Annotated in this window: 23 protein-coding genes; 14 read left to right on the top strand and 9 right to left on the bottom strand. The window is 68.3% G+C overall.

Annotation, left to right across the window (positions count from 1 at the left end; all coding sequences use genetic code 11):
* Positions 1 to 42: 42 nt before the first annotated feature.
* Positions 43 to 1,122, bottom strand: a complete 1,080-nt coding sequence (locus K0O62_RS02775; protein WP_073855579.1) for an NAD(P)H-dependent amine dehydrogenase family protein — start codon at positions 1,120 to 1,122, stop codon at positions 43 to 45.
* Entirely contained in the window at positions 1,119 to 2,147 is a 1,029-nt protein-coding gene (locus tag K0O62_RS02770; protein WP_073855578.1) for a Rieske 2Fe-2S domain-containing protein, read from the bottom strand. The genes K0O62_RS02775 and K0O62_RS02770 overlap by 4 nt, the downstream gene beginning before the upstream one ends.
* A 129-nt stretch (positions 2,148 to 2,276) precedes the next feature.
* Between K0O62_RS02770 and K0O62_RS02765 the strand changes: the two genes are divergently transcribed.
* Together K0O62_RS02765 and K0O62_RS02760 are read left to right on the top strand one after the other, a co-directional pair.
* Positions 2,277 to 2,855, top strand: a complete 579-nt coding sequence (locus tag K0O62_RS02765; protein ID WP_234800040.1) for a TetR/AcrR family transcriptional regulator — start codon at positions 2,277 to 2,279, stop codon at positions 2,853 to 2,855.
* 48 nt (positions 2,856 to 2,903) lie between these two features.
* Positions 2,904 to 3,884 carry an Acg family FMN-binding oxidoreductase gene (locus tag K0O62_RS02760; protein WP_073855576.1) on the top strand — a complete coding sequence of 327 codons (981 nt, stop codon included), beginning with the start codon at positions 2,904 to 2,906 and terminating at the stop codon, positions 3,882 to 3,884.
* Here the strand turns inward: K0O62_RS02760 and K0O62_RS02755 are convergent.
* On the bottom strand, positions 3,874 to 4,464 hold the full coding sequence (locus tag K0O62_RS02755) for a TetR/AcrR family transcriptional regulator (protein ID WP_234800021.1): 591 nt from the start codon (positions 4,462 to 4,464) through the stop codon (positions 3,874 to 3,876). The two genes, K0O62_RS02760 and K0O62_RS02755, sit on opposite strands and share 11 nt — an antisense overlap.
* Before the next feature lie 209 nt (positions 4,465 to 4,673).
* Between K0O62_RS02755 and K0O62_RS02750 the strand changes: the two genes are divergently transcribed.
* A complete protein-coding gene (locus tag K0O62_RS02750) occupies positions 4,674 to 5,630 on the top strand; it encodes a hypothetical protein (RefSeq protein ID WP_073855575.1) in 957 nt (318 codons plus the stop codon).
* A 67-nt stretch (positions 5,631 to 5,697) separates the two neighbouring features.
* Positions 5,698 to 6,618 (top strand): acyl-ACP desaturase, encoded by a 921-nt coding sequence (locus K0O62_RS02745; RefSeq protein WP_073855574.1) that lies wholly within the window; start codon positions 5,698 to 5,700, stop codon positions 6,616 to 6,618.
* Here the strand turns inward: K0O62_RS02745 and K0O62_RS02740 are convergent.
* A complete protein-coding gene (locus K0O62_RS02740; protein ID WP_073855573.1) occupies positions 6,615 to 7,475 on the bottom strand; it encodes a LysR family transcriptional regulator ArgP in 861 nt (286 codons plus the stop codon). The two genes, K0O62_RS02745 and K0O62_RS02740, sit on opposite strands and share 4 nt — an antisense overlap.
* Positions 7,476 to 7,640: 165 nt before the next feature.
* On the opposite strand from K0O62_RS02740, the gene K0O62_RS02735 reads away from it, so the two are divergent.
* The 9 genes from K0O62_RS02735 to K0O62_RS02695 all read left to right on the top strand — a co-directional run bounded on the left by K0O62_RS02735 (position 7,641) and on the right by K0O62_RS02695 (position 15,943).
* Positions 7,641 to 8,162 (top strand): MSMEG_0572/Sll0783 family nitrogen starvation response protein, encoded by a 522-nt coding sequence (locus tag K0O62_RS02735; protein ID WP_073855572.1) that lies wholly within the window; start codon positions 7,641 to 7,643, stop codon positions 8,160 to 8,162.
* A 10-nt stretch (positions 8,163 to 8,172) separates the two neighbouring features.
* A complete protein-coding gene (locus tag K0O62_RS02730) occupies positions 8,173 to 9,075 on the top strand; it encodes a carbon-nitrogen hydrolase family protein (protein ID WP_073855571.1) in 903 nt (300 codons plus the stop codon).
* Positions 9,068 to 9,364: an MSMEG_0570 family nitrogen starvation response protein gene (locus tag K0O62_RS02725; RefSeq protein ID WP_073855570.1), complete on the top strand. Its 297-nt coding sequence runs from the start codon at positions 9,068 to 9,070 to the stop codon at positions 9,362 to 9,364. Before K0O62_RS02730 ends, K0O62_RS02725 begins: the two co-directional genes overlap by 8 nt.
* Positions 9,361 to 10,635 carry an MSMEG_0569 family flavin-dependent oxidoreductase gene (locus tag K0O62_RS02720; protein ID WP_073855569.1) on the top strand — a complete coding sequence of 425 codons (1,275 nt, stop codon included), beginning with the start codon at positions 9,361 to 9,363 and terminating at the stop codon, positions 10,633 to 10,635. The genes K0O62_RS02725 and K0O62_RS02720 overlap by 4 nt, the downstream gene beginning before the upstream one ends.
* 9 nt (positions 10,636 to 10,644) lie before the next feature.
* On the top strand, positions 10,645 to 11,700 hold the full coding sequence (locus tag K0O62_RS02715; protein WP_073855768.1) for an MSMEG_0568 family radical SAM protein: 1,056 nt from the start codon (positions 10,645 to 10,647) through the stop codon (positions 11,698 to 11,700).
* Positions 11,700 to 13,118, top strand: a complete 1,419-nt coding sequence (locus K0O62_RS02710) for an MSMEG_0567/sll0787 family protein (RefSeq protein WP_073855769.1) — start codon at positions 11,700 to 11,702, stop codon at positions 13,116 to 13,118. Before K0O62_RS02715 ends, K0O62_RS02710 begins: the two co-directional genes overlap by 1 nt.
* Before the next feature lie 9 nt (positions 13,119 to 13,127).
* Entirely contained in the window at positions 13,128 to 13,973 is an 846-nt protein-coding gene (locus K0O62_RS02705) for a carbon-nitrogen hydrolase family protein (RefSeq protein WP_073855568.1), read from the top strand.
* 2 nt (positions 13,974 to 13,975) lie between these two features.
* A complete protein-coding gene (locus K0O62_RS02700) occupies positions 13,976 to 15,049 on the top strand; it encodes an MSMEG_0565 family glycosyltransferase (protein ID WP_073855767.1) in 1,074 nt (357 codons plus the stop codon).
* Between the two features lie 72 nt (positions 15,050 to 15,121).
* Positions 15,122 to 15,943, top strand: coding sequence for a thioesterase family protein (locus tag K0O62_RS02695; RefSeq protein ID WP_073855567.1), 822 nt, complete (start codon positions 15,122 to 15,124; stop codon positions 15,941 to 15,943).
* Here K0O62_RS02695 and K0O62_RS02690 read toward each other — a convergent pair.
* The 5 genes from K0O62_RS02690 to K0O62_RS02670 are packed head-to-tail and all read right to left on the bottom strand — an operon-like array spanning position 15,940 to position 21,454.
* Positions 15,940 to 16,398 carry a PPOX class F420-dependent oxidoreductase gene (locus tag K0O62_RS02690; RefSeq protein ID WP_073855566.1) on the bottom strand — a complete coding sequence of 153 codons (459 nt, stop codon included), beginning with the start codon at positions 16,396 to 16,398 and terminating at the stop codon, positions 15,940 to 15,942. The two genes, K0O62_RS02695 and K0O62_RS02690, sit on opposite strands and share 4 nt — an antisense overlap.
* A gap of 10 nt (positions 16,399 to 16,408) precedes the next feature.
* A complete protein-coding gene (locus K0O62_RS02685; protein WP_073855565.1) occupies positions 16,409 to 17,458 on the bottom strand; it encodes an LLM class flavin-dependent oxidoreductase in 1,050 nt (349 codons plus the stop codon).
* Position 17,459: 1 nt separating this feature from the next.
* Entirely contained in the window at positions 17,460 to 18,482 is a 1,023-nt protein-coding gene (locus K0O62_RS02680) for an ABC transporter permease (RefSeq protein WP_234800020.1), read from the bottom strand.
* 4 nt (positions 18,483 to 18,486) lie between these two features.
* Complete coding sequence (locus tag K0O62_RS02675) at positions 18,487 to 20,100, bottom strand: sugar ABC transporter ATP-binding protein (RefSeq protein ID WP_073855564.1); 1,614 nt, start codon at positions 20,098 to 20,100, stop codon at positions 18,487 to 18,489.
* 1 nt (position 20,101) lies between these two features.
* Complete coding sequence (locus K0O62_RS02670) at positions 20,102 to 21,454, bottom strand: sugar ABC transporter substrate-binding protein (RefSeq protein WP_073855563.1); 1,353 nt, start codon at positions 21,452 to 21,454, stop codon at positions 20,102 to 20,104.
* Positions 21,455 to 21,582: 128 nt separating this feature from the next.
* Here K0O62_RS02670 and K0O62_RS02665 point away from each other — a divergent pair, with 128 nt between their 5' ends.
* The gene (locus K0O62_RS02665) at positions 21,583 to 22,980 is read left to right on the top strand and encodes an LLM class flavin-dependent oxidoreductase (RefSeq protein ID WP_073855562.1); all 1,398 of its coding nucleotides are present in this window, start codon (positions 21,583 to 21,585) and stop codon (positions 22,978 to 22,980) included.
* The last annotated feature ends 10 nt before the right edge of the window (positions 22,981 to 22,990 follow it).

Below are 22,990 nucleotides of genomic sequence, written 5' to 3'. Positions count from 1 at the left end.
AATAAACAGCCGTTTAGTTAGGGTCGCCCGCTGCACCCGGGGTTATCTGAACCGGCCGGCGAAGGCCCTCAGCGGGAGATCGGCACTGGTCAACAATCCCGGCGGCGCCGCGACCACCGACCCGATGGCGTTGAGCGCGGGCAGTCCGGTGACGGTCATCCCGATTGACGCGAAGCTGGTCGGATCGGACAGATCGACGCCGGGCTTGGGGAAGATCATGTGCTTGTTGTAGACGCACGGATCACCCTGGATCTGAGTGATGTAGCAGCCCTTGATATCCCAGCTCGGATCGGTGTGCGGGGTCATCTGCCATTCCAGATGGGTCTCGATCCGGGGCACGCCGCCGACCATGCCCTGGTACTTGATGTAACTGCCGCCGAGCGAACCCTTGGGCAGTTGGTACCAGCCCAGGTCGACGTCCTTGGTGGCGGCACCGAGTTCGTAGTCGAACTTCACCTCGTCGAGGTGTACGTCGAAGCAGTCGGCCATCAGCAACACGCTGTCGGCGAATACCCGGGTGTAGCGCTCCAGCATGCCCGGGAGCCGCGGGTCGTCGACGGGCAGTCCGTAGCCCACCTCCTTCCAGGTGTCCGCCGAGTGGTGACACGACACGTCCACCGATTCGATGGTGGTGACGTTCTCGATCTCTGCCACATCCGCCGAACACACCACGCCCAGAATCTGATTCAGGCCGGGATTCATCCCGGTGCCGTAGAACGTCGCGCCGCCCTTGGCGGCGGCCGCGGCCAGCACCTCGCTGACCGGACGCCCGGACGGATGCGGGTGGTTGGTGTCACGGTGCCAGCCGGTGATCCAGTCGGCAGTGGTCACGATGTTGATGCCGGCTTCGAGCACCTTGACGTAGAGGTCCTCGTCGGGGAAGACCCCGTGGAAGGTCAGCACATCGGGCTTGGCCGCGATGATCTCGTCGACCGAGCCGGTGGCGATCACCCCGTTGGGCGCCAGACCGGCGATCTCGCCGGCGTCGCGGCCCACCTTGTCCGGGCTGTAGCAGTGCAGTCCGATCAGTTCCAGATCGGGATGTGCGGCGATCCGTTTGATCATCTCGGTGCCCACGTTGCCGGTGGCAACCTGGAAGACGCGGGTTCTGTTGCGGGTCATAGGGTATCGGCCTTCCTCACGCGTGCCAGGTCTGCGGCACTGCCGCCCAGACCGTCCGGATAGAACTGCATGGCCCACCGGCGAATAGCGGTGAACCCCTCGTACTCGGCGGCGGCCAACGCGGGCGGGTCCGAATACCGTTGGTGCGACCAGATGTGGATGTCCTGGGTGAACTGCCGGATGACTTCCTCGCCGAACTGGCGGGCCCGGTCCTCGGTTCGCTGGTCGTCGCGACCCGGGGTACGGCCGATGTAGACCATGAATCGCACGTCGGAGGTGCGGTCGTCGACCGGGGTGACCGCTGAGATGGTCCGGTTGTCGACCATGCCCCAGCTCTTGGTGACGGCGATGCCGAGTCCACCGTTGATCGCCTCGACGCCGCTGTTCACATCGTCGATCGTCTGGCCGTCGTCACCCTCGAAGGTGATGGTGAAGTCGACGTAGGACACCGGCTGCGCGAAATCATGCCGGGTGAACACCGGGACGATCGGCGTCTGGTGCACGAACTTGAAATGCGCGAAGTCCACCCCGTTTTCGAGCACGTACTGCGGGTGCAACTCCAGGCCTTGGCGGAACAGCCGCTGTTGCGGGTAGTAGTCCTGCGCGGTGCGCTCACCGAAGTCGGCGAAGATGTCGGGGGCGTCGAAGAACGGCTCGCGGCCGTCGACGTCGTGCCAGATGTAGACCGAGGAGTTGCGTTCGACCACCGGGTAGGTGCGTATCCGACGCCCCCGGTTGGGCCGTTCCTGGTACGGGATACAGACGTTGCGGCCCTCGTGGTTCCACTGCCATCCGTGGAACGGGCACTGCAGCACATCACCTTGCACGTGTCCGCCGTGGCCCAGGTGTGCGCCGAGGTGCTCGCAGTAGGCGTTCATCACCGTCAGCCGGCCGGACTGCGCACGCCAGGCGATCATCTCCTCGCCGAAGTACGTCATCCGATGGACGTCGCCGACGCCGATCTCGTCCGACCAGGCCACCTGGAACCAGCCCGTCGGCTTCATCGACAGCGGTGGCTTTGCCATGGCGCCCACAATCACAGAGGGTTCTATCAAAGTCAATAGTCGCGTAGCATCGCCCGCGTGAGCGAAGCCGTCGTGCCCGTCCCCAGCGGCCGCCGCTCCAATCGGCGCGGGCAGGCCACCCGCGAGAGCATGCTCGAAGCCGCGTTGCAGGCGTTGGCATCCGGGGCCCCGGGTTCGGTGTCGGGTAACCGCATCGCCAAGGCCGCCGGCGCCACCTGGGGCACGGTCAAGTACCAGTTCGGCGATATCGACGGGCTGTGGGCCGCGGTGCTGCGCCACACCGCGCAACGCCGGGGCGCGATGCCGTCACACGCCGCGCCGCGCGGATCACTCTCCCGACGGGTGGCCGCGATCCTCGACGTCATGTATGACGGCCTGGGCACCACCGACTCGCGGGCCATCGAGAACCTGCGCGCCGCACTCCCCCGGGACCGCGCCGAACTCGAACAGCACTTTCCGCAGACGGCCGCCGAGTTGGCGTCCTGGCAGAAGACCTGGATCACCGATTGCCAGAACGCCTTTTCCGATCTCGACGTGGATCCGGCCCGGGTGCGCGAAGTGGCCCTGTTCATCCCGGGAGCGATGCGCGGTATCACCTCCGAACGCCAACTCGGGTCCTATATCGACCTCGACGAGGCCCGCCGCGCCCTGTCCAACGCGATCGTTGCGTACCTGCGGAATTCCGGGCCGGCCCACCGTGCGAGTTAGGGACTTCCGGCCCTACCCACCCGAGCCGCAGGGGCACAGACTTGTTCCATGGCAACAACATCGCACACCCTGGCCCCGGTGAAGGTCATCGAGGACGCGGTCCGGCTCGCGTGCCGCGCCCCGTCGTATCACAACAGCCAGCCGTGGCGGTGGATCATCTCCCCCGAGGGCGTGCAGCTGTGGGTCGACACCGACCGGCTGGTGGCCACCGACAGCAGCGGGCGGCAGGCCGTGATCAGTTGCGGCGCAGCGCTCGATCACTTCCGGGTCGCGGCGGCCGCCGCCGGCCTGGAGGCCCGGGTGCAGCGCTATCCCGATCCCGACGATCACCATCACCTGGCCACCATCACATTCGGGACGCCGGTCGCGGTCACCGAGGGACACCGGCGCCGCGCCGATGCCATCCTGTCCCGGCGCACCGACCGGCTGCCGATGTCGGCTCCGGAGAACTGGGACTCCTTCGAGTTGACACTCCAGGCCGTCGCCTCCGATACCGCCGTGGACGTGATCGCGCCCACCGACCGGCCGACCGTCGCGGACGCCTCCCAGCTCACCGACGCCCTGCGCCTCTACGATTCTGCCTACCATCACGAGATCGACTGGTGGACATCGCCGTTCGAGGTCACCGATGGCATCCCACACAGCTCGCTGGTCTCGGCCGCCGAAGCCGATCGGGTGGATGTTGGACGGTCCTTCCCCGTGACCCGGAACCGGGAACGCCGGCAGACCGTCGCCGAGGACACCGCGCAGCTGGTGGTGATCTCCGCACTCGAGGACACCCGGGCGGACCTGCTGCGATGCGGTGAAGCGCTGTCGGCTCTGCTGTTGGACGCCACCATGGCGGGTTTCGCGTCGTGCACGCTGAGTCACCTGACCGAGGTGGAGGTCAGCCGCGACATCGTCGGCGCCCTGGTCGACCGGCCCTACCCGCAGGTCGTGGTCCGCATCGGCCGCATCCCGGAACTCGGCGAGGTAGCACCGCCGACACCACGACGCCCGCTCTCGGATGTGCTGCGGGTCAGGGTCTGAGCGGACATCCCAGGCCGGAGAGCAGCTGCTGCAACTGGGCGCCCACCACCTCCAGCGGCTCGATGCTGCGCTCGGCACGGCTCATCGCCACCGCGCCCTCGACCGCGGCGATGACGAGCGTGGCGGTGCCGGCCGCCGCGGCGTGTTCCAGGCCGGCGGCACGCAGTGCCGCAGCGATGTGAGTCGACCACGCGCTGAAAGCGAACACCGCCGCGTCCCGGGGTGCCGTGTCGTCGCCCGGGAGATCCTCCACGGCCACCGCCAACACCGGGCAACCGCGACGGAAGTCACTACCCAGCAGGGTGTTCCGCCACATGTCCAGAAGGTCGCGGATCATGGCCGCCGGGCCCTCGGCCGATGACCGGGTGAGCGCGGCGGCGGTCTGCTCGTCGGCCCAGCGCACCGCCTCGGCCGCCAACTGGGCTTTTCCGCCCGGGAAGTAGTGGTAAACGGAGCCCAGCGGCGCACCGGCATGCTTGGCCAGTTCACGCACGCCGGTCGCGTTCAAGCCCCGACTGCCCAGCATGTCCGCCGCGCCCGCCACCATTCGCTGCCGGGCATTCTCGTTCGCCTGCACCACGTCCGCCTCCTATGACACTCGTCATATTAGCCGTTCACCTCCTGTTATTACGACCGTCATAGGGTGCGTGTCGCAGCCAATACGAGACCTGGACCACAACCTTGGGGGATCTCGTGTCAGTCCCGGCCATGACGGGTAGTCGAAGGTGAGCGCTTCTGGCGCTGGGAACGACACCACACACCAGACAGCACAGATATCAAGGGGGAGTTATGACCGACACCACCACACTGATCACGAACTTGCGTACCGTCCTGGAACTCACCAGCACGGAGATACAGATCGCCGAGGTCCGGACCGGCCAGGCCCGCACCGAAGCCGTTCGCGAGGAGCTCTCGCAGAATGCGGAGAACGCCCGGACGCGCGCCGCACTGATCGAGGCAACCATCCGCGAGCTCGGGGGCTCCCCCGACATCATCGGACCGTTTCTCGGCCGTGCGGCCGCCACCGTCAAGGCGCTCACCGAGCAGGCCGAACCGTTCGCCGAGGCCCTGCTGGGCGATCTGGCGCTCGAGCACCAGCTCGTCGACCGCGCCCGTTACCTGAAGTCGCTGGCCGTGGCGGGTGGCTACCGTGAGGTCGCCGATCTTGCCGACTCGCTGATCGACGCACACAGCGCCACCGTGCTGTGGCTGACCACCATCCTGGCCGAAGAGGCACTCGGCGGCCCGGCGGCGTTGCGCCGCACCCCGATTCAGGCTGCCGCCGGCGCCGCGGTCAAGCTCGCGAACCTGCCCGGCATCCTGGCGACCCGGGCCGTCGACCGCCTGCTGACGACCGTCCGCGCGACCCGGCCGGCCGTCGACGACGCACTGGCCCGCGGTGGCCACGCCGGTGAGATCGCCGCCAAGACGCTGTCGGCCTCCCGCGACGCCGCCCTGTCGGCCGCCGAGAAGGTCAGCCGGCGCGAGGGCGCCGAAGACGTCGCCGATGCACTGCACACCTTGCGCGGGAACGCCGGCGTCCTGGAGCCCGACGAACTGCCGATCGCCGGCTACGACGAGCTCAACGTCAACGACGCGGTCGCCGCCGTCAAGGAACTGTCCGAACCCGCCGACATCCGGGTGATCATCGCCTACGAGGAGTTCCACAAGAACCGTCAGCGGGTGGTGTCGGCGGCACAGTCCCGGCTGAGCACCATCGCACAGGAGATCGTCGGCATCAGCTAGCCGAAACCATCGACCCGACAAGTAACCTACGGAACCGTAGGTTACTTGCTATGAACGGAGTCGCACCATGACGGATGCCCAGACCGGACTGCTGCACGAGTTGGAACCGATCGTCGAGCAGAACCTCGAACGTCATCTCACGATGGCCCGGGCGTGGGAGCCACACGATTACGTGCCGTGGAGCCGCGGAAGGGATTTCGCGTTCCTGGGCGGCGAGGACTGGCAACCCGAGGACTCCCCGCTGGACCCGGTCGCCAAGGCCGCACTCACGGTAAACCTGCTCACCGAGGACAACCTGCCCTCCTACCACCGCGAGATCGCCACCCGGTTCGGGCGCGACGGCGCGTGGGGCACCTGGGTCGGCCAATGGACCGCCGAGGAGGGCCGGCACAGCATCGCGCTGCGCGACTACCTGGTGGTCACCCGCGGAGTGGACCCGTCCAAGCTGGAAGCGCTGCGCATGGCGCACACCATCGCCGGATACGACTCCGGCGACAAGACTCCGCTGGCCGCGCTGGCCTACGTGTCCTTCCAGGAGCTCGCCACCCGGGTGTCGCACCGCAACACCGGCCGTGCCTCCGGCTGCCCGATCGCCGATCAACTGCTCGCCCGGATCGCCGCCGACGAGAACCTGCACATGGTCTTCTACCGCAATCTCATGGCGGCCGCGCTGGACATCGCTCCCGATGCCGCCATGGCGGCCATCCGCGACGAGGTCGTCGGCTTCACCATGCCCGGGGCGGGCATGGCCGACTTCCGGGAGAGCTCGATCCTGATCGCCAAGGCCGGCATCTACGACCTCCGCATCCACCACGACGATGTGCTGCAACCGGTGCTGCGCTTCTGGCGGATCTTCGAGCGCACCGATTTCGGCCCGGCCGGCGAACGGGCCCGCACCGAGCTCGCCCAGTTCCTCGACGCCGTCGACGAGCGCGCGCGCTTCTACGAGGAGAAGGCGGCCCAGCGCGAGGCCGGCGCACCGGCTTAGCCGCTGCGCAGCCCGGCGGCCGCGTGCCGCACGGCCGCACCCACCGCACCGACCACGGCGCTGTCCAACTTCCAGCTCTGCCAGAACAGCGGCACATCGAGGTGAGCGTCGACGACGCGCACGAAGTCGGCGGTGACCAACTGTTCGGGGTACATGCCCCAGCCCAGACCGGCGCGCACCGCGGCGCCGAAGCCCTCGGCGGTCGGCACATGATGCACGGGCCGGTCGATCGGCCGCCGGAAGACCTGACGAACCAAATTATCCTGCAACGCATCGTCGCGGTTCCATGCCAGCGATGGAGCGGTGGCGACCGCCGGGGCGATGAACCCGTCGGGCAGATATTCGCGCACATACCGTTCGGCCGCCACCGGGACATAGCGCATCACCCCGAGCGACTGCACCCGGCAACCCGGCACCGCGGTGCGTTCGGTGGTCACCGCGCCCATCACCGCCCCCTCACGCAGCAACCGTGCCGAGTGATCCTGATCCTCGATGCGGATGTCGAGCAGCACCGCCGGGAGCCGGGCGAAGACGGTGTGGAACCAGGTGGCCATCGAGTCGGCGTTGACCGCGATCGCGATCCGGGTCCGGTCGGTCCGACCGCCCGCCGTCTCGGCCAGCGCCTCGGCCTCAAGAATCTCGGTCTGCGCCGCCAGCCGGAGCAGTGGGACCCCGGCCATGGTTGCCCGGCACGGCTTTTCACGGACCACCAGCACCTGACCCACCCGCTGCTCCAGAGCCTTGATCCGCTGACTGATGGCCGACGGAGTGACGTGCAGACGCTCGGCCGCGGCATCGAAGCTGCCCAGCTCGATGACCGCGGCGAAGGCCGCCAGCTGATGACTGTCCAGCTTCACGACTCCCAGGTTAGACCAGGGGTCGGTGATGTTTCCGCCCGGTTTCGGTGGTGAGCCGACGGCAATGCAGCCGTATTCCAGCCCTAACCACGACGCAACAGCCGGCGCATCTAATTGACCCAACCGATACCGGCCGATCACCCGACACGAAATACGGAGCCCCTCATGCCTTTTGACTCGTCCATCGCCGAGAACATCACCGCATCGTTGGCCGAGATCCCGCATCCCGCACTGCCCAAGGGCACCAGCATCTACGGTGGGACCAAGATCTTCCCCGACTACCAGGCCCAGGAGGGCGAGAGTTACTTCACCCTGGTGCACGGGATCGCACACGAGTCCTCGGTATCGTTCGTCGCCGTCCTACAGGCCACCCGCGCGCTGCGCAAAGGATTCGAGTCCGCGCTCTACTTCTACGGTCCTGGATCCATCAATTGCCTTGCCACCCGAGGTTTTCCGACCACCGGAGACTCCGGTTTCCCCGGCGAGCAGAACATCAACGATGCGTTGACCACGTTCATCAAGGAAGGCGGCACCGTGTTCTGCTGCCGGTTCGGACTCGGCCTGCACGGCGGACGTGAAGAGGACCTGATCGAGGGTGTCATCCCGGCCCATCCGCTCGACGTCCAGGACGCGCTGATCTACTACGCCCGCAAGGGCGCCATCATCAATTCCACCTATATGGTCTAGGGACGCGACCATGACGACCACACTGGCCGCCGTCTCGGCGAACTTCACCCGGGACCTCGAACAGAATTACACGCTGATCACCACGCTCACCGAGCGGGCCCGCGCCGCGGGCGTGCATTTCCTCGTGCTGCCCGAGGCCGCCATCGGTGGCTACCTGTCCTCACTGGGCAACCACGGCGACACCGTCAGGACCACCAAAAAGTCGCTGCCCCCGGCTATTCGGCTCGACGGCCCGGAGATCGCCCGGGTGCAGCAGATCATCGGTGATCTGACAGTCGCGATCGGATTCTGCGAACTGGCCGACGACGGAGAGACCCGCTACAACTCCGCCGCCATCCTGGACGGCACTCAGGTGTACGGCACCTACCGCAAGGTGCACCAGCCACTCGGCGAGTCGATGTCGTACTCCGCGGGCTCCCGGTACGGGGTGTTCGATACCCCGGTCGGCCGGGTCGGCCTGCAAATCTGTTACGACAAGGCCTTCCCGGAGGCGGCCCGCCTGATGGCGCTGGACGGCGCGCAGATCATCGCGAGCCTGTCAGCCTGGCCGGCAGCCCGGACTGCCACCGCGCAGAATCTGCAGGACGACCGCTGGACCTACCGGTTCAACCTGTTCGACACCGCCCGCGCGCTGGACAACCAGGTGTTCTGGGTCTCGTCCAACCAGAGCGGCACTTTCGGGTCGCTGCGCTACGTCGGCAACGCCAAGATCGTCGATCCAGGTGGAAACATCCTGGCCACAACTCTTCTGGACAGCGGCATGGCGGTCGCCGAGGTCGACCTGGACGCCACCTTCCGCACCACCCGGGCCGGCATGTTCCACCTGCGCGACCGCCGGCCCGATGTGTACGGACCGCTGACCGCCCCGACCGCCTTCCACGAGGCCGGGTGGAAGGCACCGGCTCATGCCTGAGATGACCTTCGAGGTCCGCTGGCCGGACGGCAGCACCCAGCGTTGCTACTCCCCCAGCCTGGTCGTGCACGACTACCTGGCCACCGGTGGACGCTACCGGGTCGACGACTTCGTCGACCGCGTCGGGCGTGCCATGGCCGAGGCGAGCGAGCGGGTACGGGCCCGGTTCGGCTTCGCCTGCACCTCGGCGGCCGCGACGAAGGAGGGGATCACCCACGCCGCAGCGGCTTACCCATCCGATGCGTTGATCGAGATCACCGCGATGCACCCGCAACTGGAGCAGTCATGACCACCACCGTCATTCCCGTCGTCGTCATCGGGGGCGGTCAGGCCGGCCTGTCGGTCAGCTGGTATCTCGGCCGCGCCGGTATCGACCACGTCGTCCTGGAGGCCGCAACCCCGGCACACGCCTGGTTCGACACCCGGTGGGACAACTTCACCCTGGTCACCCCCAACTGGCACTGCCGGCTTCCCGGCTACGCCTACGACGGGCCGGACCCGGACGGCTTCATGACCCGCGATGAGGTCGTCGACTGGCTCGCCGGCTGGTTGCGGACCTTCGATCCGCCGGTCCGGACGCACAGCCGGGTCAGCCGGCTGGCCAACCATCCCGGCGGTGGTTTCGAACTGACGGTGCAGACCGCGACCGGTACCCAGACCGTCATCTGCGACCACGCCGTCGTCGCCACCGGCGGCTATCCGCTGCCGATCACCCCACCCTGGGCCCGGTCGCTGGATCCCTCTGTGCACCAATTGCATTCCGAGCAGTACCGCAATGCCGACCAGCTACCCGACGGCGCGGTGCTGGTGGTGGGCAGCGGGCAGTCCGGCGCGCAGATCGCCGAGGACCTGCACCTGAGCGGACGCACCGTGCACCTGGCCGTCGGCGGGGCACCCCGGGTCGCGCGCACCTACCGCGGCCGGGACTGCATGACCTGGCTGCACGAGATGGGACTGTACGATCGGCCGGCCGCGCAGTATCCGGGCGGCCAGGCTGCCATCGAGAAGACCAACCATTACGTCACCGGACGCGACGGCGGCCGCGACGTGGACCTGCGCCAGTTCGCCCTCGAAGGCATGCAGCTCTACGGGACGCTGACCGACGGCAAGGACCACACCCTGCGGTTCGCGCCCACCCTGACCGCCGCACTGGACCACGCCGACGCGGTGTACAACTCGATCTGCGCAGACATCGACGCCCACATCGAACGCGAGGGCATCCCGGCACCGCCGGCATCGCGCTACGAACCGGTCTGGCATCCCGAGACAGAAACCAGCACACTGGATCTGCGGGCTGCAGGCGTCACCAGCGTGTTGTGGGCCATCGGCTACCGGCCGGACTACCGGTGGATCGAGGCCAGCGCCTTCGACGGGTCCGGACGCCCCATGCAGACCCGCGGCATCACCACCGTACCCGGGCTCAGCTTCGTCGGCCTGCCCTGGATGCACACCTGGGGCTCGGGCCGGTTCCTCGGAATAGACCGCGACGCGCGGCACATCGCGGACGCGATCATCGTCGACCACAAGACATTCCACTCCGTCACCGCGTCTGCCAGCTAAGGGGCCATGATGAGCGTATCCACCAGGGTCGACCTCGCACTGTCGGGTTTCCGCGGTGAGCCGCCGGTCAGCCGCACCTCCGGGGCCGGCCCCAGCGCGGACGGGCACCTCGTCATCGACGGCCTCAACGCCGCGATCCCGCGAAATGCCACCAGCCCGTTCGTGTTCGACGGCACCCGGGTGCTGCTCGACGGCGTGGACACCGGACTGGACGTCGAGGTCATCGACCGGCCGAAGTTCTACGACCTGTGCACCGCCGAGGGCGTCCCGTACGAGAAACTGGCCCGGCTGCACGGCCGCGACGTGCTGGCCACCACGGTGGTGCAGACCTGCATCCGGTACGCACCCGATCAACGCTGCCGGTTCTGCACGATCGAGGAATCCCTGCGCTCGGGGGCCACCACCGCGGTGAAGCGGCCGGCCGAACTCGCCGAGGTGGCCGCGGCCGCGGTACGGCTGGACGGCGTGCGGCAGATGGTGATGACCACCGGGACCTCTGCTGGATCCGACCGTGGCGCAAGGCATCTGATCCGATGCGTGCAGGCCGTCAAGGAGGCCGAGCCCGGTCTTGCGGTCCAGGTCCAGTGTGAACCGCCCGCCGATCTGGCGGTCATCGGCGAGTTGCGCTCCGCAGGCGCCGACGCGATCGGTATCCACGTGGAATCCCTCGACGACCGGGTGCGCCGCCGGTGGATGCCCGGGAAGGCGACGGTACCGCTGGAGCAGTACCGGGCGGCGTGGCGCGAAGCGGTCCGGGTGTTCGGCCGTAATCAGGTGTCGACCTATCTGCTGGTGGGCCTCGGGGAGGACCAGGACGAGCTGATCGCCGGCGCGTCCGAACTGATCGACATGGGGGTGTACCCGTTCGTGGTGCCCTATCGCCCGCAGCCCGGCTCGCTGGCCGTCGAGATCGATGCCGCCCCCGCCCCGTCGGCCGCGGCGGTGGAGAAGGTGTCCCGTGAGGTCGCCGCGAAACTCGCGATGGCCGGGATGGCCGGCACCGACCAGCGGGCCGGATGCGCGGCCTGCGGGGCCTGCTCGGTGCTGCAGGGGCTGGGTGCCTGATGATCCACTTCGACTCCAGCACTCCGTCTTCGCCAGAGGATCTGTCCATCCTGGCCGGTACCCGGCCGACTCCGCCGTTTCTGATCGAGCCGGCCTGCGGCGCCGACCTGGCCGACTACCGCCGGCTGCGCACGGCGGAGTTCGTGCGCGAGCAGGCGCTGTTCGCCGGGTCCGACGCCGATGAGATCGATGACGACCCGCGCACCGTGGTGCTGGTGGCTCGCGGGCCCGACGGCACCGTGCTGGGCGGGGTGCGGCTCGCCCCGGTCGGCGCGGTGGACATCGGGTGGTGGACCGGCAGCCGACTGGTCACCACCCGGGCCGCCCGATCCAGCGGCGTCGGGCCGGCGTTGATCCGGGCGGCCTGCGCGCACGTCGAGTCGGCCGGGGTGCTGCGCTTCGAGGCCGACGTACAGACCCGATATGTCCGGGTGTTCAGCGATCTCAACTGGAAACCGTTGGGCGAAAAGATGATCGCCGGCCGCTCGCACACCCGGATGCGGTACCCGATCAACCCGTTCGTCGGGCTTGCCGCCGCCACCAAATCCTTTCTCGGGGACACCCTGGCACCGCTGCGGGCGATCCGCGGCGGACTCGGCCCGGCCGGTTTCGTCGGCGATGACGGTGCCCCGGTCCCGGGTACCGACGTGGTCGCGGCCTGCGACGCCATCATCCCGTCGATGGTCGAACGTGATCCGGAGTGGGCGGGCTGGTGCTCGGTGCTGGTCAACATCAACGACCTGACCGCGATGGGCGCCCGGCCGATCGGACTGCTGGACGCGGTCGGTGCGCCGACGCGGCCCATCCTGGACCGCGTCGTCCGCGGTATCACGGCGGCATCGGCCGCCTGGCGGGTCCCGGTGCTCGGCGGCCACACCCAGCTCGGGGTGCCGGCCGCGCTGGCGGTCACCGCACTCGGGCGCACCGCCGATCCGGTGCCGGCCGGCGGCGGGCGGGCCGGGGACCGAGTCCGGCTCACCGCCGACCTCACCGGCGGCTGGCGGCCCGGATACACCGGCAAGCAATGGGATTGCACCAGTGCCCGCTCCGCGACGGATCTGGCCGCGATGGCCGGGTTGGTCGCCGAACTGCGGCCTCGCGCCGCCAAGGACGTCAGCATGGCCGGTGTGGTGGGCACCTTGGGCATGCTGGCCGAGGCCAGTGGGGTCGGTGCCGAACTGGCCGTCGCGGACATCCCCCGCCCCGCCGGTGCCTCTGCCGGCCAGTGGCTGACCTGCTTCCCCGGCTACGCCATGCTGACCGCCGGCCGGACCCGGCGTGCACCGGGCCTGCCGCCCGGTGTCGCCGACGCGGACTGCGGGTCGTTGACGGCCACGCCCGGGGTGCGCCTACGCTGGCCGGACGGGGTGACGACGACCGTGTTGACGGCCTCGGTCACCGGTATCGGACCGGCCTGAGGGGAGCGCATGGCACCGGTCAGGCTGGGCGCGGTCGCGGCGCACTTCGGCCGTGACGTCGACCGCGGCGTATCCAAGGTCGTCGGCATCATCGAGTCCGCCGCGCGAGACGGTGTCGACCTGTTGGTACTGCCGGATGCCTGTCTGGGTGGCTACATCGGCGATTTCACCGCCCCCGACCCCACCGGTCCGCCGCCCGCGCTGGACCCCGACGGTCCGGAGATCGGTGCGGTGATCGCGGCGGCGGGCGCCATGACCGTCTGCGTGGGCTATGCCGAGGAGGCCGCCGGCGGTAGCCGCTACAACGCGGCCGTCTGTGTGTCCGGTGACGGTGTTCTGGGCAGATACCGCAAGGTCCACCAGCCCGCCGGGGAGGCCCTGACCTATCTGGCCGGTGACCGGTTCAGTAGCTTCGACACCCCGGTCGGTCGGGTCGGGATGCTCATCGACTACGACAAGACATTCCCGGAAGCCGCCCGGACACTGGCACTCGACGGTGCCCACATCGTCGCCGCACTGTCGGCCTGGCCGGCCAGCATCACCGACCGGGCCTCCCGGCTGCCGGCCGACCGGCAGTCCCGGCTGTTCGACTTGTACGACTGCGCCCGCGCCGCGGAGAACCAGGTGGTGCTGGTCTCCTCGAACCAGACCGGCGTGATGGGCAGGTTGCGGTTCCTCGGCCAGGCCAAGATCGTCGGGCCCGGCGGTGACATCCTGGCCAATACCGGGGCCAAGGGCGGGCTGGCCCAGGCCGAGATCGATGTCGAGTCCGAGATCGCAAGGGCCCGAAAGGTTCTCAATCACCTCGACGAGCTGCGCCCGGACCTGTATCGGGCCGGATCGGAGCGCGGATGAGCCTGCGGATCGCCTTGCTGACCTATTCGACCAAACCGCGCGGCGGGGTGGTGCACACCCTGAACCTGGCCGAGGCGCTGGCCGCTGCGGGTGCCGAGGTCACGGTGTGGTCGCTGGCCCGCGCGGGTGACCGGGGGTTCTTCCGGACGGTGGATCCGGCGGTGACGGTGAAGTTGGTGGAGTTCGTCGATCACGACGGGGACACCGTCACCGACCGCATCGTCCGCTCGATCGAGGTGTTGGGGCGAGCGTTCACGCCGGGCGATTACGACATCGTGCACGCGCAGGACTGCATCAGCGCCAACGCGGTCGGAGACTGCATCCGCACCATCCACCACCTCGACGAGTTCACCACGCCGATCCTCGCCGAATGCCACGAAAAGGCGATCGTCGAACCGTACGCGCGGATCTGCGTGTCGGCGGCGGTCGCCGCCGAGGTGCGGGCCGGTTGGGGGTTCGAACCGACCGTGATCCCCAATGGTGTTGATGCCCAGCGATTCATCGATGCAACTCACGGACAGTGGCGCGGACGGCTGGGACGGTACCTGCTGACCGTCGGCGGAATCGAACCCCGTAAGGGCACCCTCGACCTGCTCGAGGCGTATCGACTGCTGCGACGGACATGCCCGGATCTGGCGCTGGTCATCGCCGGCGGAGAGACCCTGTTCGACTACCGCGACTATCGCAGCGCCTTCGAGGCACGCTGCCGGGAACTGGATATCGCCCCGATCATCCTCGGCGCGGTCGCCGACGACGACCTGCCCGGACTGGTCAAGGACTGCGAGGTGTTCGCGTTCCCGTCGACCAAGGAGGGTTTCGGGTTGGCGGCCCTGGAGGCGCTGGCCGCCGGCCGCCCCGTCGTCGCGCGTGATCTGCCCGTGTTGCGCGAGGTCTTCGGGCCGACCGTGCGCTATGCGGCGGACGTGACCGGATTCGCCGCCGAGCTCGGTGACGCCCTCACCGATCCCGGTGACCCCGGCCCGGGACGGGCTCTCGCACTGTCGATGACGTGGGCAGATGCGGCTCGGGCGCATGTGGACTTCTACCGGGAACACGGTCGCAAACCCCGGTCCTGAGATTACAGTTGTGACTGTTTTTGTAATAACGTCGACGTGGTCGGCGCGCGGGGCGCCCGCGAAAGGAAGCCCATGACGCTCAGCACTGCGACGCCGTTCGTGGTTCAGTACGGTGCGGACCTGGTTCCCAATCCGATCGCGCACGGCGGATGGGGACCGACCCTCGGCGGCCAGGTGGTCGGCGGACTGCTCGCCCGCGCCATCGAGGCCCAGGTGGAAGACACCACCCTGCAGCCGGCCCGGCTGACGGTGGAGATCCTGCGCCGGGTGGCGACCGAACCTCTGCAGGTCAGTGCCACTGTGGTGCGCGCCGGCGCCCGGATGCGGTCGGTCGATGCGGCCATGACCCAGGGCGGGGCGCTGGTCGCCCGGGCGTCGGCGCTCTACCTGCGCCGCAGCACCCAGCCCGACGGCGAGTTCTGGAGCACCCCGGTCGACCTTCCGCCGATACCGGAGGAGCCCGAGCAGATCGACGAAGCGATACCGATGTTCATCCGCGCCTACGGCCCGACCGGCGACTCCAACGGCCTCGAATTTCCTTGGCAGCAGGCAGGTCCCCGGTACGCATGGATCCGCGAGTTCCGGGATCTGGTGGACGGCGAGGAGCTGACTCCGTTCATCCGGGCGGCGATGGCCGTCGATGTCACCAGTTCGATGACCAACTTCAGCACCGCCGGACTGGCGTTCATCAACGCCGACTACACGCTGGCGCTGAGCCGGCTGCCGGACGGGCCCTACATCGCACTCGCGGCACTGACCCACACCAGCGCCGACGGTGTGGCCACCGGATCCTCCGAGCTGTTCGATCACCTCGGGCCGATCGGCACCGGTCTGTCCACCGCGATCAGCAACGCCAATTTCGATCCGAAGGGCAAGTACGCCCGTCCGTCCTAGGCCGGTGGCGGGAAGCCGCCGGCGGCAACGGGTCCCCAGCTGCGAGGGGTGATGCGCAGCAGGCACTTCCGTTGATCGATCATCGCCTGGCGGTACTCGTCCCAGTCCGGGTGCTCCCCGGCGACCGCGCGGAAATAGTCCACCAGCGGTTCCACCGCATCGGGCAGGTCGATGCGTTCGGCCTCGCCGTCGATCTGGACGTAGGGGCCGTTGAACTCGTCGGAGAGGACCGTCACGCTGGCCCGCGCGGTGCGGCCGATGTTCACCGATTTGGCGCGCTGCGGATAGCTCGCGATGACCAGTCGGCCCTGGTCATCGACCCCGCCGGTGACCGGGGAACTCTGCAGCGACCCATCCGCGCGGAAGGTGGTGAGCACCATCCGGTGCCGCGGGCGGACGAACTCCAGCAGCTCATCGAGGGAGACCTGGTCTGCGGTCGCGTAGTGACGGGCCATGTACTCGATCCTAGGCGCGTACGCGGCCTTTGACCCGGCACAGGACGTGCTCGGCGAACCGGCTCATCTCGGCCTCGAAGGGCTGGAACTGCAGCATGAACAGGTCGATGCCGGCGTCGTGGAATTCCTCGACCCGCCGGGCGACGGTGTCGTAGCTGCCGACCAGGCCGGCCGCGGTACCGCCGTTGGTGCCGATGTGCGGGAACTCCTCGAACGTCTTGAACATCTGCACGTCGGGGGCGACCTGCCCGCTGATCCATTCCTGCTCGAGGCGGTCGCGCTTGCTGATCTCCCAGGCGTAGGCCAGCGCGTCGGCGGCCTCGGCGTCGGTGTCGCGGGCGATGACGAACGCCGCCATCCCGAACTCGACCGGCGGGCCGATCCGCGGGCGGGCCCGCACATCCTCGATCAGCGCCGCGACCCGCTCGAGCGGTTGGCCGTTGATGAACCAGGCGTCACAGGCGTCGGCGGCCAGCGCCCGGGCCGGTTCCGACTCGCCTCCGCTGTAGATCTTCGGCCGGTCCCGCCACCGGGACACCGGCCGGGGTCGGTAACCGTCGGTGCGAAACCACCGGCCCTGGAATGTCGACGGGCCACCGGTCAGCAACTCACGGACGATCGTGATCCATTCCCGCCCATAGGCGTACCGCTCGTCCCGGTCGCCGAAGGTCAACCCGAGTCGACGGGCCTCGGTGGCGAACCAGCCGTTGACCAGGTTGACGGCGAAGCGGCCGCCGCTGATCTCCTCGATCTGCAGGGCCATCTTGGCCAGCACCCCGGGCGGGTAGGAATACGGTTTGACCGCGGCGATCAGCTCGATCCGGCTGGTCAGTGCCGCCAGCGCGGCCGCCAGCGACCAGGCCTCACCCTGGTCGTAGTCCTCTCCGAACGGGCTGATGAACAGTTGCGCGATCAGGGTGCTGTCGTAGCCCAGCTCCTCGGCGAGCAACACCTGATCCCGCACCCGCTCCCAGCGGGCGTCGTGCGGGTCCTCGGGGTGATGGGGAGAGCCGAAGCAGCCCTCCTCCAGTGCCCAGACTCCGAATCGTGGCCCGCTCATGCTATTTGACGATCAGCTTGCGCTGGGAGGCCATCGTGAAGACCGCCGCCACGATGATCACCAGACCCTTGATGATGGTCTGGGTGTAGTCGGCGGCGCCGATCTGGTTGAGCCCGTTGGACAGTACCGTCAGGATCAGCACGCCCAGCACGGTGCGCCCGACTCCGCCGACACCGCCGGACAGCGCGGTCCCGCCGATCACGATCGCGGCGATCGAATCCAGCAGGATGGTCGACCCCAATGACGGCCCGGCGGCGCCCAATTGGGCGGTCAGCAGCAGCCCGGCCAGCCCGGCGGTGATACCGGACAGGATCAGGATCAGCACCTTCACCCGGCGGGTGCGCACACCGGCCAGGTCGACCACCCGCTCATTGCCGCCGACCGCGTAGACGTACAGGCCAAGCCGGGTGCGCCGCGCGAAGAACCACACCACCAGGAAGGCGGCCAGCGCGATCAGCGCGGCGTTCTGCACATTCGGGATGAACTGGCCGATGGCAAGGTCGCGGACGGCCTGGTTGGTGAAGTTGATGGTGCTGCCCTGCAGGATGGACAGCCCGATACCGGCGAACAGCGACAGGGTGCCCAGGGTGGCGATGAACGACGGCACCCGGCCGTAGGCGAACACCACCCCGTTGACCAGCCCGATCAGCGCGCCCACCGCAATCGCGATGAGCAGCACCACGATCGGGTTGCCGAAGCCGTTGTTGATCGACAGGGCCACCACCGCCCCGGTGAGCAGGGCGATGGAGCCGACGGACAGGTCGACGCTGCCGGCGATGATCACCAGCGTCGCCCCCAGCGAGGCGAGCAGCAGGATGCCGGCCTGCCCGCTGATCAGGGTGAGGTTCGCCGCGGACAGGAACGCCTCGGCACGTACCGAGAAGAACACGAACAGCGCCAGCAGAGCGGCCAGTGGGAGCAGGTCACGCACCACGTTGAGCCGGCCGAACAGCGAGCCGCGGGGCGTGGGGCGCTCGGCGGGTGCGTCGGGAGTGGGTGCGGGAAGCGTCAATTCAGTGGTCATGGCCTCATCCAGTGGTGGTGGGTACGGGGGAAGTGGTGCCGGGGATCATCAGCGCGACGAGATCGTGTTCATCGGGTTTGGCCCCGGCCGGTGCGTCGACGGTGGCCACCAGGCGGCCCTCGGTGACGACGGCGATCCGGTTGGACAGGCCGATGAGTTCGGGAAGGTCATCGCTGACCAGGACGATCGCGGTGCCCTCGGCGGCGACCTTGCGGAGCAGGTCGTAGATGCCTTCGCGGGCGCCGGTGTCCACGCCCTGGGTGGGTTCGTCGAGGACCAGCACATCTGGTTTGCGCAGCAGCCATTTGGCGATCAGCACCTTCTGCGCGTTGCCGCCGGACAGCGAGGACACGGGTGCGTCGATGCCCTGGGTGACGATGCCGAGTTCGTCGACGTACTGGTCGGCGACCTTGCGGGCCCGCCCGACCGCCCACAGCCCGACCCGGCGGGTGGCGAAAAGATCGTGCAGCGACGCCAATTGGATGTTGTCGACGATCGAGGACGAGGTGACCAGACCCTTCTCGGAGCGGTCCGGGGGTACGTAGGCGATGCCGGCACGGACGTGCTCGCCGATGTCACCGGTGACCTCCTGCCCGTCGAGCAGCACCCGGCCCGCGGTGGCGCGGACCGCGCCGGCGACGATCTCGCCCAGCACCCGCTTCCCGGAGCCCTCGGTGCCGGCCAGGCCGAGGATCTCACCGGGCGCCACCGCCAGCGAGGCCTCCCGGAGCACGCCCGCACCGGCGACGGACTCGACCACCAGCCGGGGCGGGGTCTGCGCGGCGATCTCGACCTGGGCGTGCTCACGGTAGTAGTTCTCGGTGCGCAGCCGGCCCACCATCAACCGGTGCAGTTCACTCTCGTCGGTGCCCTGGGTGGGCCGGTCGGCGACCGATTCACCGTCTTTGAAAACGGTGATCCGGTCGGTGGTTTCGATGATCTCGGGCAGCCGGTGCGAGACGAAGACGACGGCCGCGACACCGCGCAGGCGTTTGAGCAGCAGCAGGAAATTGTCCTCGTGCTCGGAGTCCAGTGCGGTGGTCGGTTCGTCGAACAACACCACCGGGCGTTCGACCTCCAGCAGGTCGGCCAGTGCGGTGACCCGGGCGATGTCCAGGCTCTGCTTCTGCCCGGGGGCCAGCACGCCGGTCGGGGCGGACACGTCCACGCCGTCCACCCCGGCGGATTCCAGCGCCGTGCTGGCCGCCCTGCGCAGTGCCCGGTGGTCCAGTCCACCGAGCCGGGTGCGGAACAGGTGCTCCCAGCCGAAGAACACGTTCTGGTAGACGGGCAGGGTGTCCACCAGGTTCGCCTCCTGGAACACCCGGAAGATGCCCAGTTTGTTGGCTTCCTGGTAGGACTTCGGGGCGATGTCGCGGCCGTCGAGTTGCAGGGTGCCCGAGTCGAACGGCAGCACCCCGGAGACGATGTTGAGGATGGTGCTCTTACCGGCGCCGTTCTCCCCGATCAGGCCGACGACCTCGCCGTCGCCGACGGTCAGGTCGACGCCCTTGAGCGCCCGGTTGGCGCCGAAGGTCTTGACGATGTCGTGGGCCTGCAGCCGGGGCTCGGCCCGAACCGGCTCGTGTGCCACCGCCTCTTCTTCCAACACCGTCATGTCAGACCTTCCTGTACGGGGAGGGACCCAGCACCGGGGTCCGGTAGTGCTGCTTGTAGAGCGCGCGGATCCGGTCGAAATCGCCGTTGCGCTGAGCATTCAGATAGGCCTCGGGGTATTCGAAGCCCGCCGGTTTGGGCACCCCCGGCCAGATGGTCTCCAGGTCCTCGACCGGGTAGCCGTCGAACTGCAGGTCGAAGTCGGTCGGGTGCAGGGTGCGCGAGAGCAGCCGCACGTCGAAGGACTCGGCGATCGGCCCGTCGACGAAGCGGGTCTTGAACTTGTGCACGTTCTCCGCGGTGATGATCTCGGCGTGCCAGCCGTAGAACCGTTCGGCCGCTTCGGGTTTCCAGCCCTGTAGCCGGTCGTGGAACTGGGCCAGGGTGAAGAAGGACGGGTAGGCCGGCACGTTGCCGGTGGTGGCGAGCTGGGTGCCCTTGACGATCCGGTCGATTCCTGCGGTGGATCCGTTGGCGCCCACCACGAAGACGTCCTTACCGGGCACCTTGCCGGCCGCCTCGATACCGGCCACCACACCGGTGGCGGCGTCGTCGTTGACCGCGACGATGCCGCGGGTGTCGGGGAACCGCGCCAGCAGGGACGCGGCCGCACGCTGGGACAGGTCGGCGTCGTATTTGGCGTGCAGTTCCCCCGCGAACTTGATCTTCGGGTATTTCTTCAGGGTTTCGTGGACTGCGAGCCGGCGCTGCACCTCGCAACCGTCGATGGACGGGTAGTAGCCGCCGACCCGGACGATCGTGCCCTCCTCCCCGATCTTGCGGGCCAGCACGTCCACGGCCTTGCCCACCGACACGTACTCGTCGGGCATCAGGAAGGTGGTGTACTTGTCGCCGTCGACGTCGCTGTGCCAGGGGGTGTACCAGGCCGGCGAGTTCCAGGCCGCCTGGAACAGCACGCCGTTCTCGTTGGCGTCGTGCGCAAGCGTCGGTAGCGCGCCGGCGTCGTTGAGGCCGACGAAGATGGCGGTGGTCTTCTGGGTGAGCAGCTGGTTGAACTGGTTGGACTGCACGGCCGCATCGTTCTTGCCGTCGAGCACCACGCTCTTGTAGCCGAGCTGGCCGGCCGCGTCCTGGAACGCTCGCCCCCACTGCACCTGGTAGTCGCCGGTGGAAGACCAGTTCAGCAGCGCGAACTGACCGTCGGTGTAGGCGACGGCACCGCCACGGGCCGCATCGCGGCGTCCCACCGCGGACAGCGCGCCGACACCGGCCAGCGCGGCGGTGCTACCGGCCAGCAGTTTCACGAACTGCCGGCGCCCGATGCCATAGGTGTCCAGTCGCTCCATCACGGAGTCGACGGCGCGGCGCGGATTGCCGCTGTTGTCGGAAGTCATCGGGCAGAAGCTAGTCGTAGCAAACAGATCTGCCGAGCGTCTGGCGCAGGATAATAATTACCGTGACTGCAACGCACGGTGAGTGAAACTGTTGTCGTGCCTGGGGTTCGGTTGCGAGATTTCCTCGAATGCCGACCCCACACCTTCATTTCTCCGCATTCGTGATGAACACGACCTCGCACATCCTGCAGGGACTGTGGCGTCGACCCGATGCCGGCCAGACCGATTTCAACTCCCTCGAGCACTGGGTCGCGCTGGCGAAAGTGCTTGAGCGAGGCCGGTTCGACTTCATCTTCTTCGCCGATGTGGTGGGCCTGTACGGGGATTACGGCGGCTCCTATGAGAAGTACGTGCAGGCCGGTCTGCAGATTCCGAGCAACGATCCCAGCGTGATCGCCTCGGCCATCGCGTACAACACCACCGATCTCGGTATCGCCATCACCAGTTCGGTCATCCAGGACCATCCGTTCAACTTCGCCCGCAAGATCTCCACCCTCGACCACGCCACCAACGGCCGGATTGCGTGGAACATCGTGACCAGTGCGCTGGAGAACGCGGCCCGTAACTTCGGCTACGACGGACTGGAGGAGCACGATGAGCGCTACCGGTGGGCCGACGAGTACGTCGATGTCACCTACAAACTGTGGGAGGGCTCCTGGGATGACGGGGCGCTGCTGCAGGACCGGGCGCGCGGACTGCACGGCGACTTCGCCAAGATCCACAAGATCAACCATGTCGGCAAGCGGTACCGGGTCGAGGGGCCGCATCTTGTCGCACCGTCACCGCAGCGCACACCGATCCTGTTCCAGGCCGGATCATCCACCGCGGGAAGGGATTTCGCGGCCCGGCATGCCGAGGCGCAATTCATCATCAGCCCCGGCCCGGAGCAGGCCCGGGACCTGATCGAGGACACCCGCCGCCGGGTGGTGGCCACCGGGCGCAAACGCGACGACCTGAAGTTCTTCCAGGGCCTGCACTTCGTCATCGGCAGTACCGAGGAGGAGGCCCGCCGCAAGGAGATCGAACTGGACGAGGCGATCGATCTGGACGGGATGGTGGCGCATCTGTCCGGTGCGGTCGGCGTCGACTTCGGCGGCCACGACCTGGACGCCCCGCTCGGCGACATCGGCAACACCGATGGGACCCGCAGCATTGTGGAGTGGGTCCAGGAATCGGTTTCTCGGCGGGCAGGAGCGCAGCGACCCGGGGAATCGCCAGGCAGAGCGGCCACGGTGCGCGATCTCGGTCTGCTGCAAGGACGTAACTCTCGGGTGGTCGGCACTCCGGAGAGCATCGCCGATCAGTTGCAGCGGTGGCGCGACGCCGGTGTGGACGGCATCAACGTCGTCAACGCCACCATCCCGGGCAGTTATGTGGAATTCGTCGAGCACGTCATCCCGGTGCTGCAGGACCGCGGGCTGGCCCAGCGCGAGTACGCGCCGGGATCGACGCGGGCCAAGCTGTTCGGCACCGACCTGATCAACGAGCGGCACCCGGCGGCGCAGTACCGGGGTGCGTTCTCGTGATTTGCGGAGT

Source organism: Mycolicibacterium diernhoferi, assembly GCF_019456655.1.
Classification (GTDB): Bacteria; Actinomycetota; Actinomycetes; order Mycobacteriales; family Mycobacteriaceae; genus Mycobacterium; species Mycobacterium diernhoferi.
This window is presented reverse-complemented; position numbering and strand designations above follow the sequence as displayed.

What these genes read in the sequence shown, in the direction of transcription:
- K0O62_RS02775 (WP_073855579.1), bottom strand. Translation starts at nt 1,122, where the DNA reads ATGACCCGCAACAGAACCCGCGTCTTCCAGGTTGCCACCGGCAACGTG.
- K0O62_RS02770 (WP_073855578.1), bottom strand. Translation starts at nt 2,147, where the DNA reads ATGGCAAAGCCACCGCTGTCGATGAAGCCGACGGGCTGGTTCCAGGTG.
- K0O62_RS02765 (WP_234800040.1), top strand. Translation starts at nt 2,277, where the DNA reads ATGCTCGAAGCCGCGTTGCAGGCGTTGGCATCCGGGGCCCCGGGTTCG.
- K0O62_RS02760 (WP_073855576.1), top strand. Translation starts at nt 2,904, where the DNA reads ATGGCAACAACATCGCACACCCTGGCCCCGGTGAAGGTCATCGAGGAC.
- K0O62_RS02750 (WP_073855575.1), top strand. Translation starts at nt 4,674, where the DNA reads ATGACCGACACCACCACACTGATCACGAACTTGCGTACCGTCCTGGAA.
- K0O62_RS02745 (WP_073855574.1), top strand. Translation starts at nt 5,698, where the DNA reads ATGACGGATGCCCAGACCGGACTGCTGCACGAGTTGGAACCGATCGTC.
- K0O62_RS02735 (WP_073855572.1), top strand. Translation starts at nt 7,641, where the DNA reads ATGCCTTTTGACTCGTCCATCGCCGAGAACATCACCGCATCGTTGGCC.
- K0O62_RS02730 (WP_073855571.1), top strand. Translation starts at nt 8,173, where the DNA reads ATGACGACCACACTGGCCGCCGTCTCGGCGAACTTCACCCGGGACCTC.
- K0O62_RS02725 (WP_073855570.1), top strand. Translation starts at nt 9,068, where the DNA reads ATGCCTGAGATGACCTTCGAGGTCCGCTGGCCGGACGGCAGCACCCAG.
- K0O62_RS02720 (WP_073855569.1), top strand. Translation starts at nt 9,361, where the DNA reads ATGACCACCACCGTCATTCCCGTCGTCGTCATCGGGGGCGGTCAGGCC.
- K0O62_RS02715 (WP_073855768.1), top strand. Translation starts at nt 10,645, where the DNA reads ATGAGCGTATCCACCAGGGTCGACCTCGCACTGTCGGGTTTCCGCGGT.
- K0O62_RS02710 (WP_073855769.1), top strand. Translation starts at nt 11,700, where the DNA reads ATGATCCACTTCGACTCCAGCACTCCGTCTTCGCCAGAGGATCTGTCC.
- K0O62_RS02705 (WP_073855568.1), top strand. Translation starts at nt 13,128, where the DNA reads ATGGCACCGGTCAGGCTGGGCGCGGTCGCGGCGCACTTCGGCCGTGAC.
- K0O62_RS02695 (WP_073855567.1), top strand. Translation starts at nt 15,122, where the DNA reads ATGACGCTCAGCACTGCGACGCCGTTCGTGGTTCAGTACGGTGCGGAC.
- K0O62_RS02690 (WP_073855566.1), bottom strand. Translation starts at nt 16,398, where the DNA reads ATGGCCCGTCACTACGCGACCGCAGACCAGGTCTCCCTCGATGAGCTG.
- K0O62_RS02685 (WP_073855565.1), bottom strand. Translation starts at nt 17,458, where the DNA reads ATGAGCGGGCCACGATTCGGAGTCTGGGCACTGGAGGAGGGCTGCTTC.
- K0O62_RS02680 (WP_234800020.1), bottom strand. Translation starts at nt 18,482, where the DNA reads ATGACCACTGAATTGACGCTTCCCGCACCCACTCCCGACGCACCCGCC.
- K0O62_RS02675 (WP_073855564.1), bottom strand. Translation starts at nt 20,100, where the DNA reads ATGACGGTGTTGGAAGAAGAGGCGGTGGCACACGAGCCGGTTCGGGCC.
- K0O62_RS02670 (WP_073855563.1), bottom strand. Translation starts at nt 21,454, where the DNA reads ATGACTTCCGACAACAGCGGCAATCCGCGCCGCGCCGTCGACTCCGTG.
- K0O62_RS02665 (WP_073855562.1), top strand. Translation starts at nt 21,583, where the DNA reads ATGCCGACCCCACACCTTCATTTCTCCGCATTCGTGATGAACACGACC.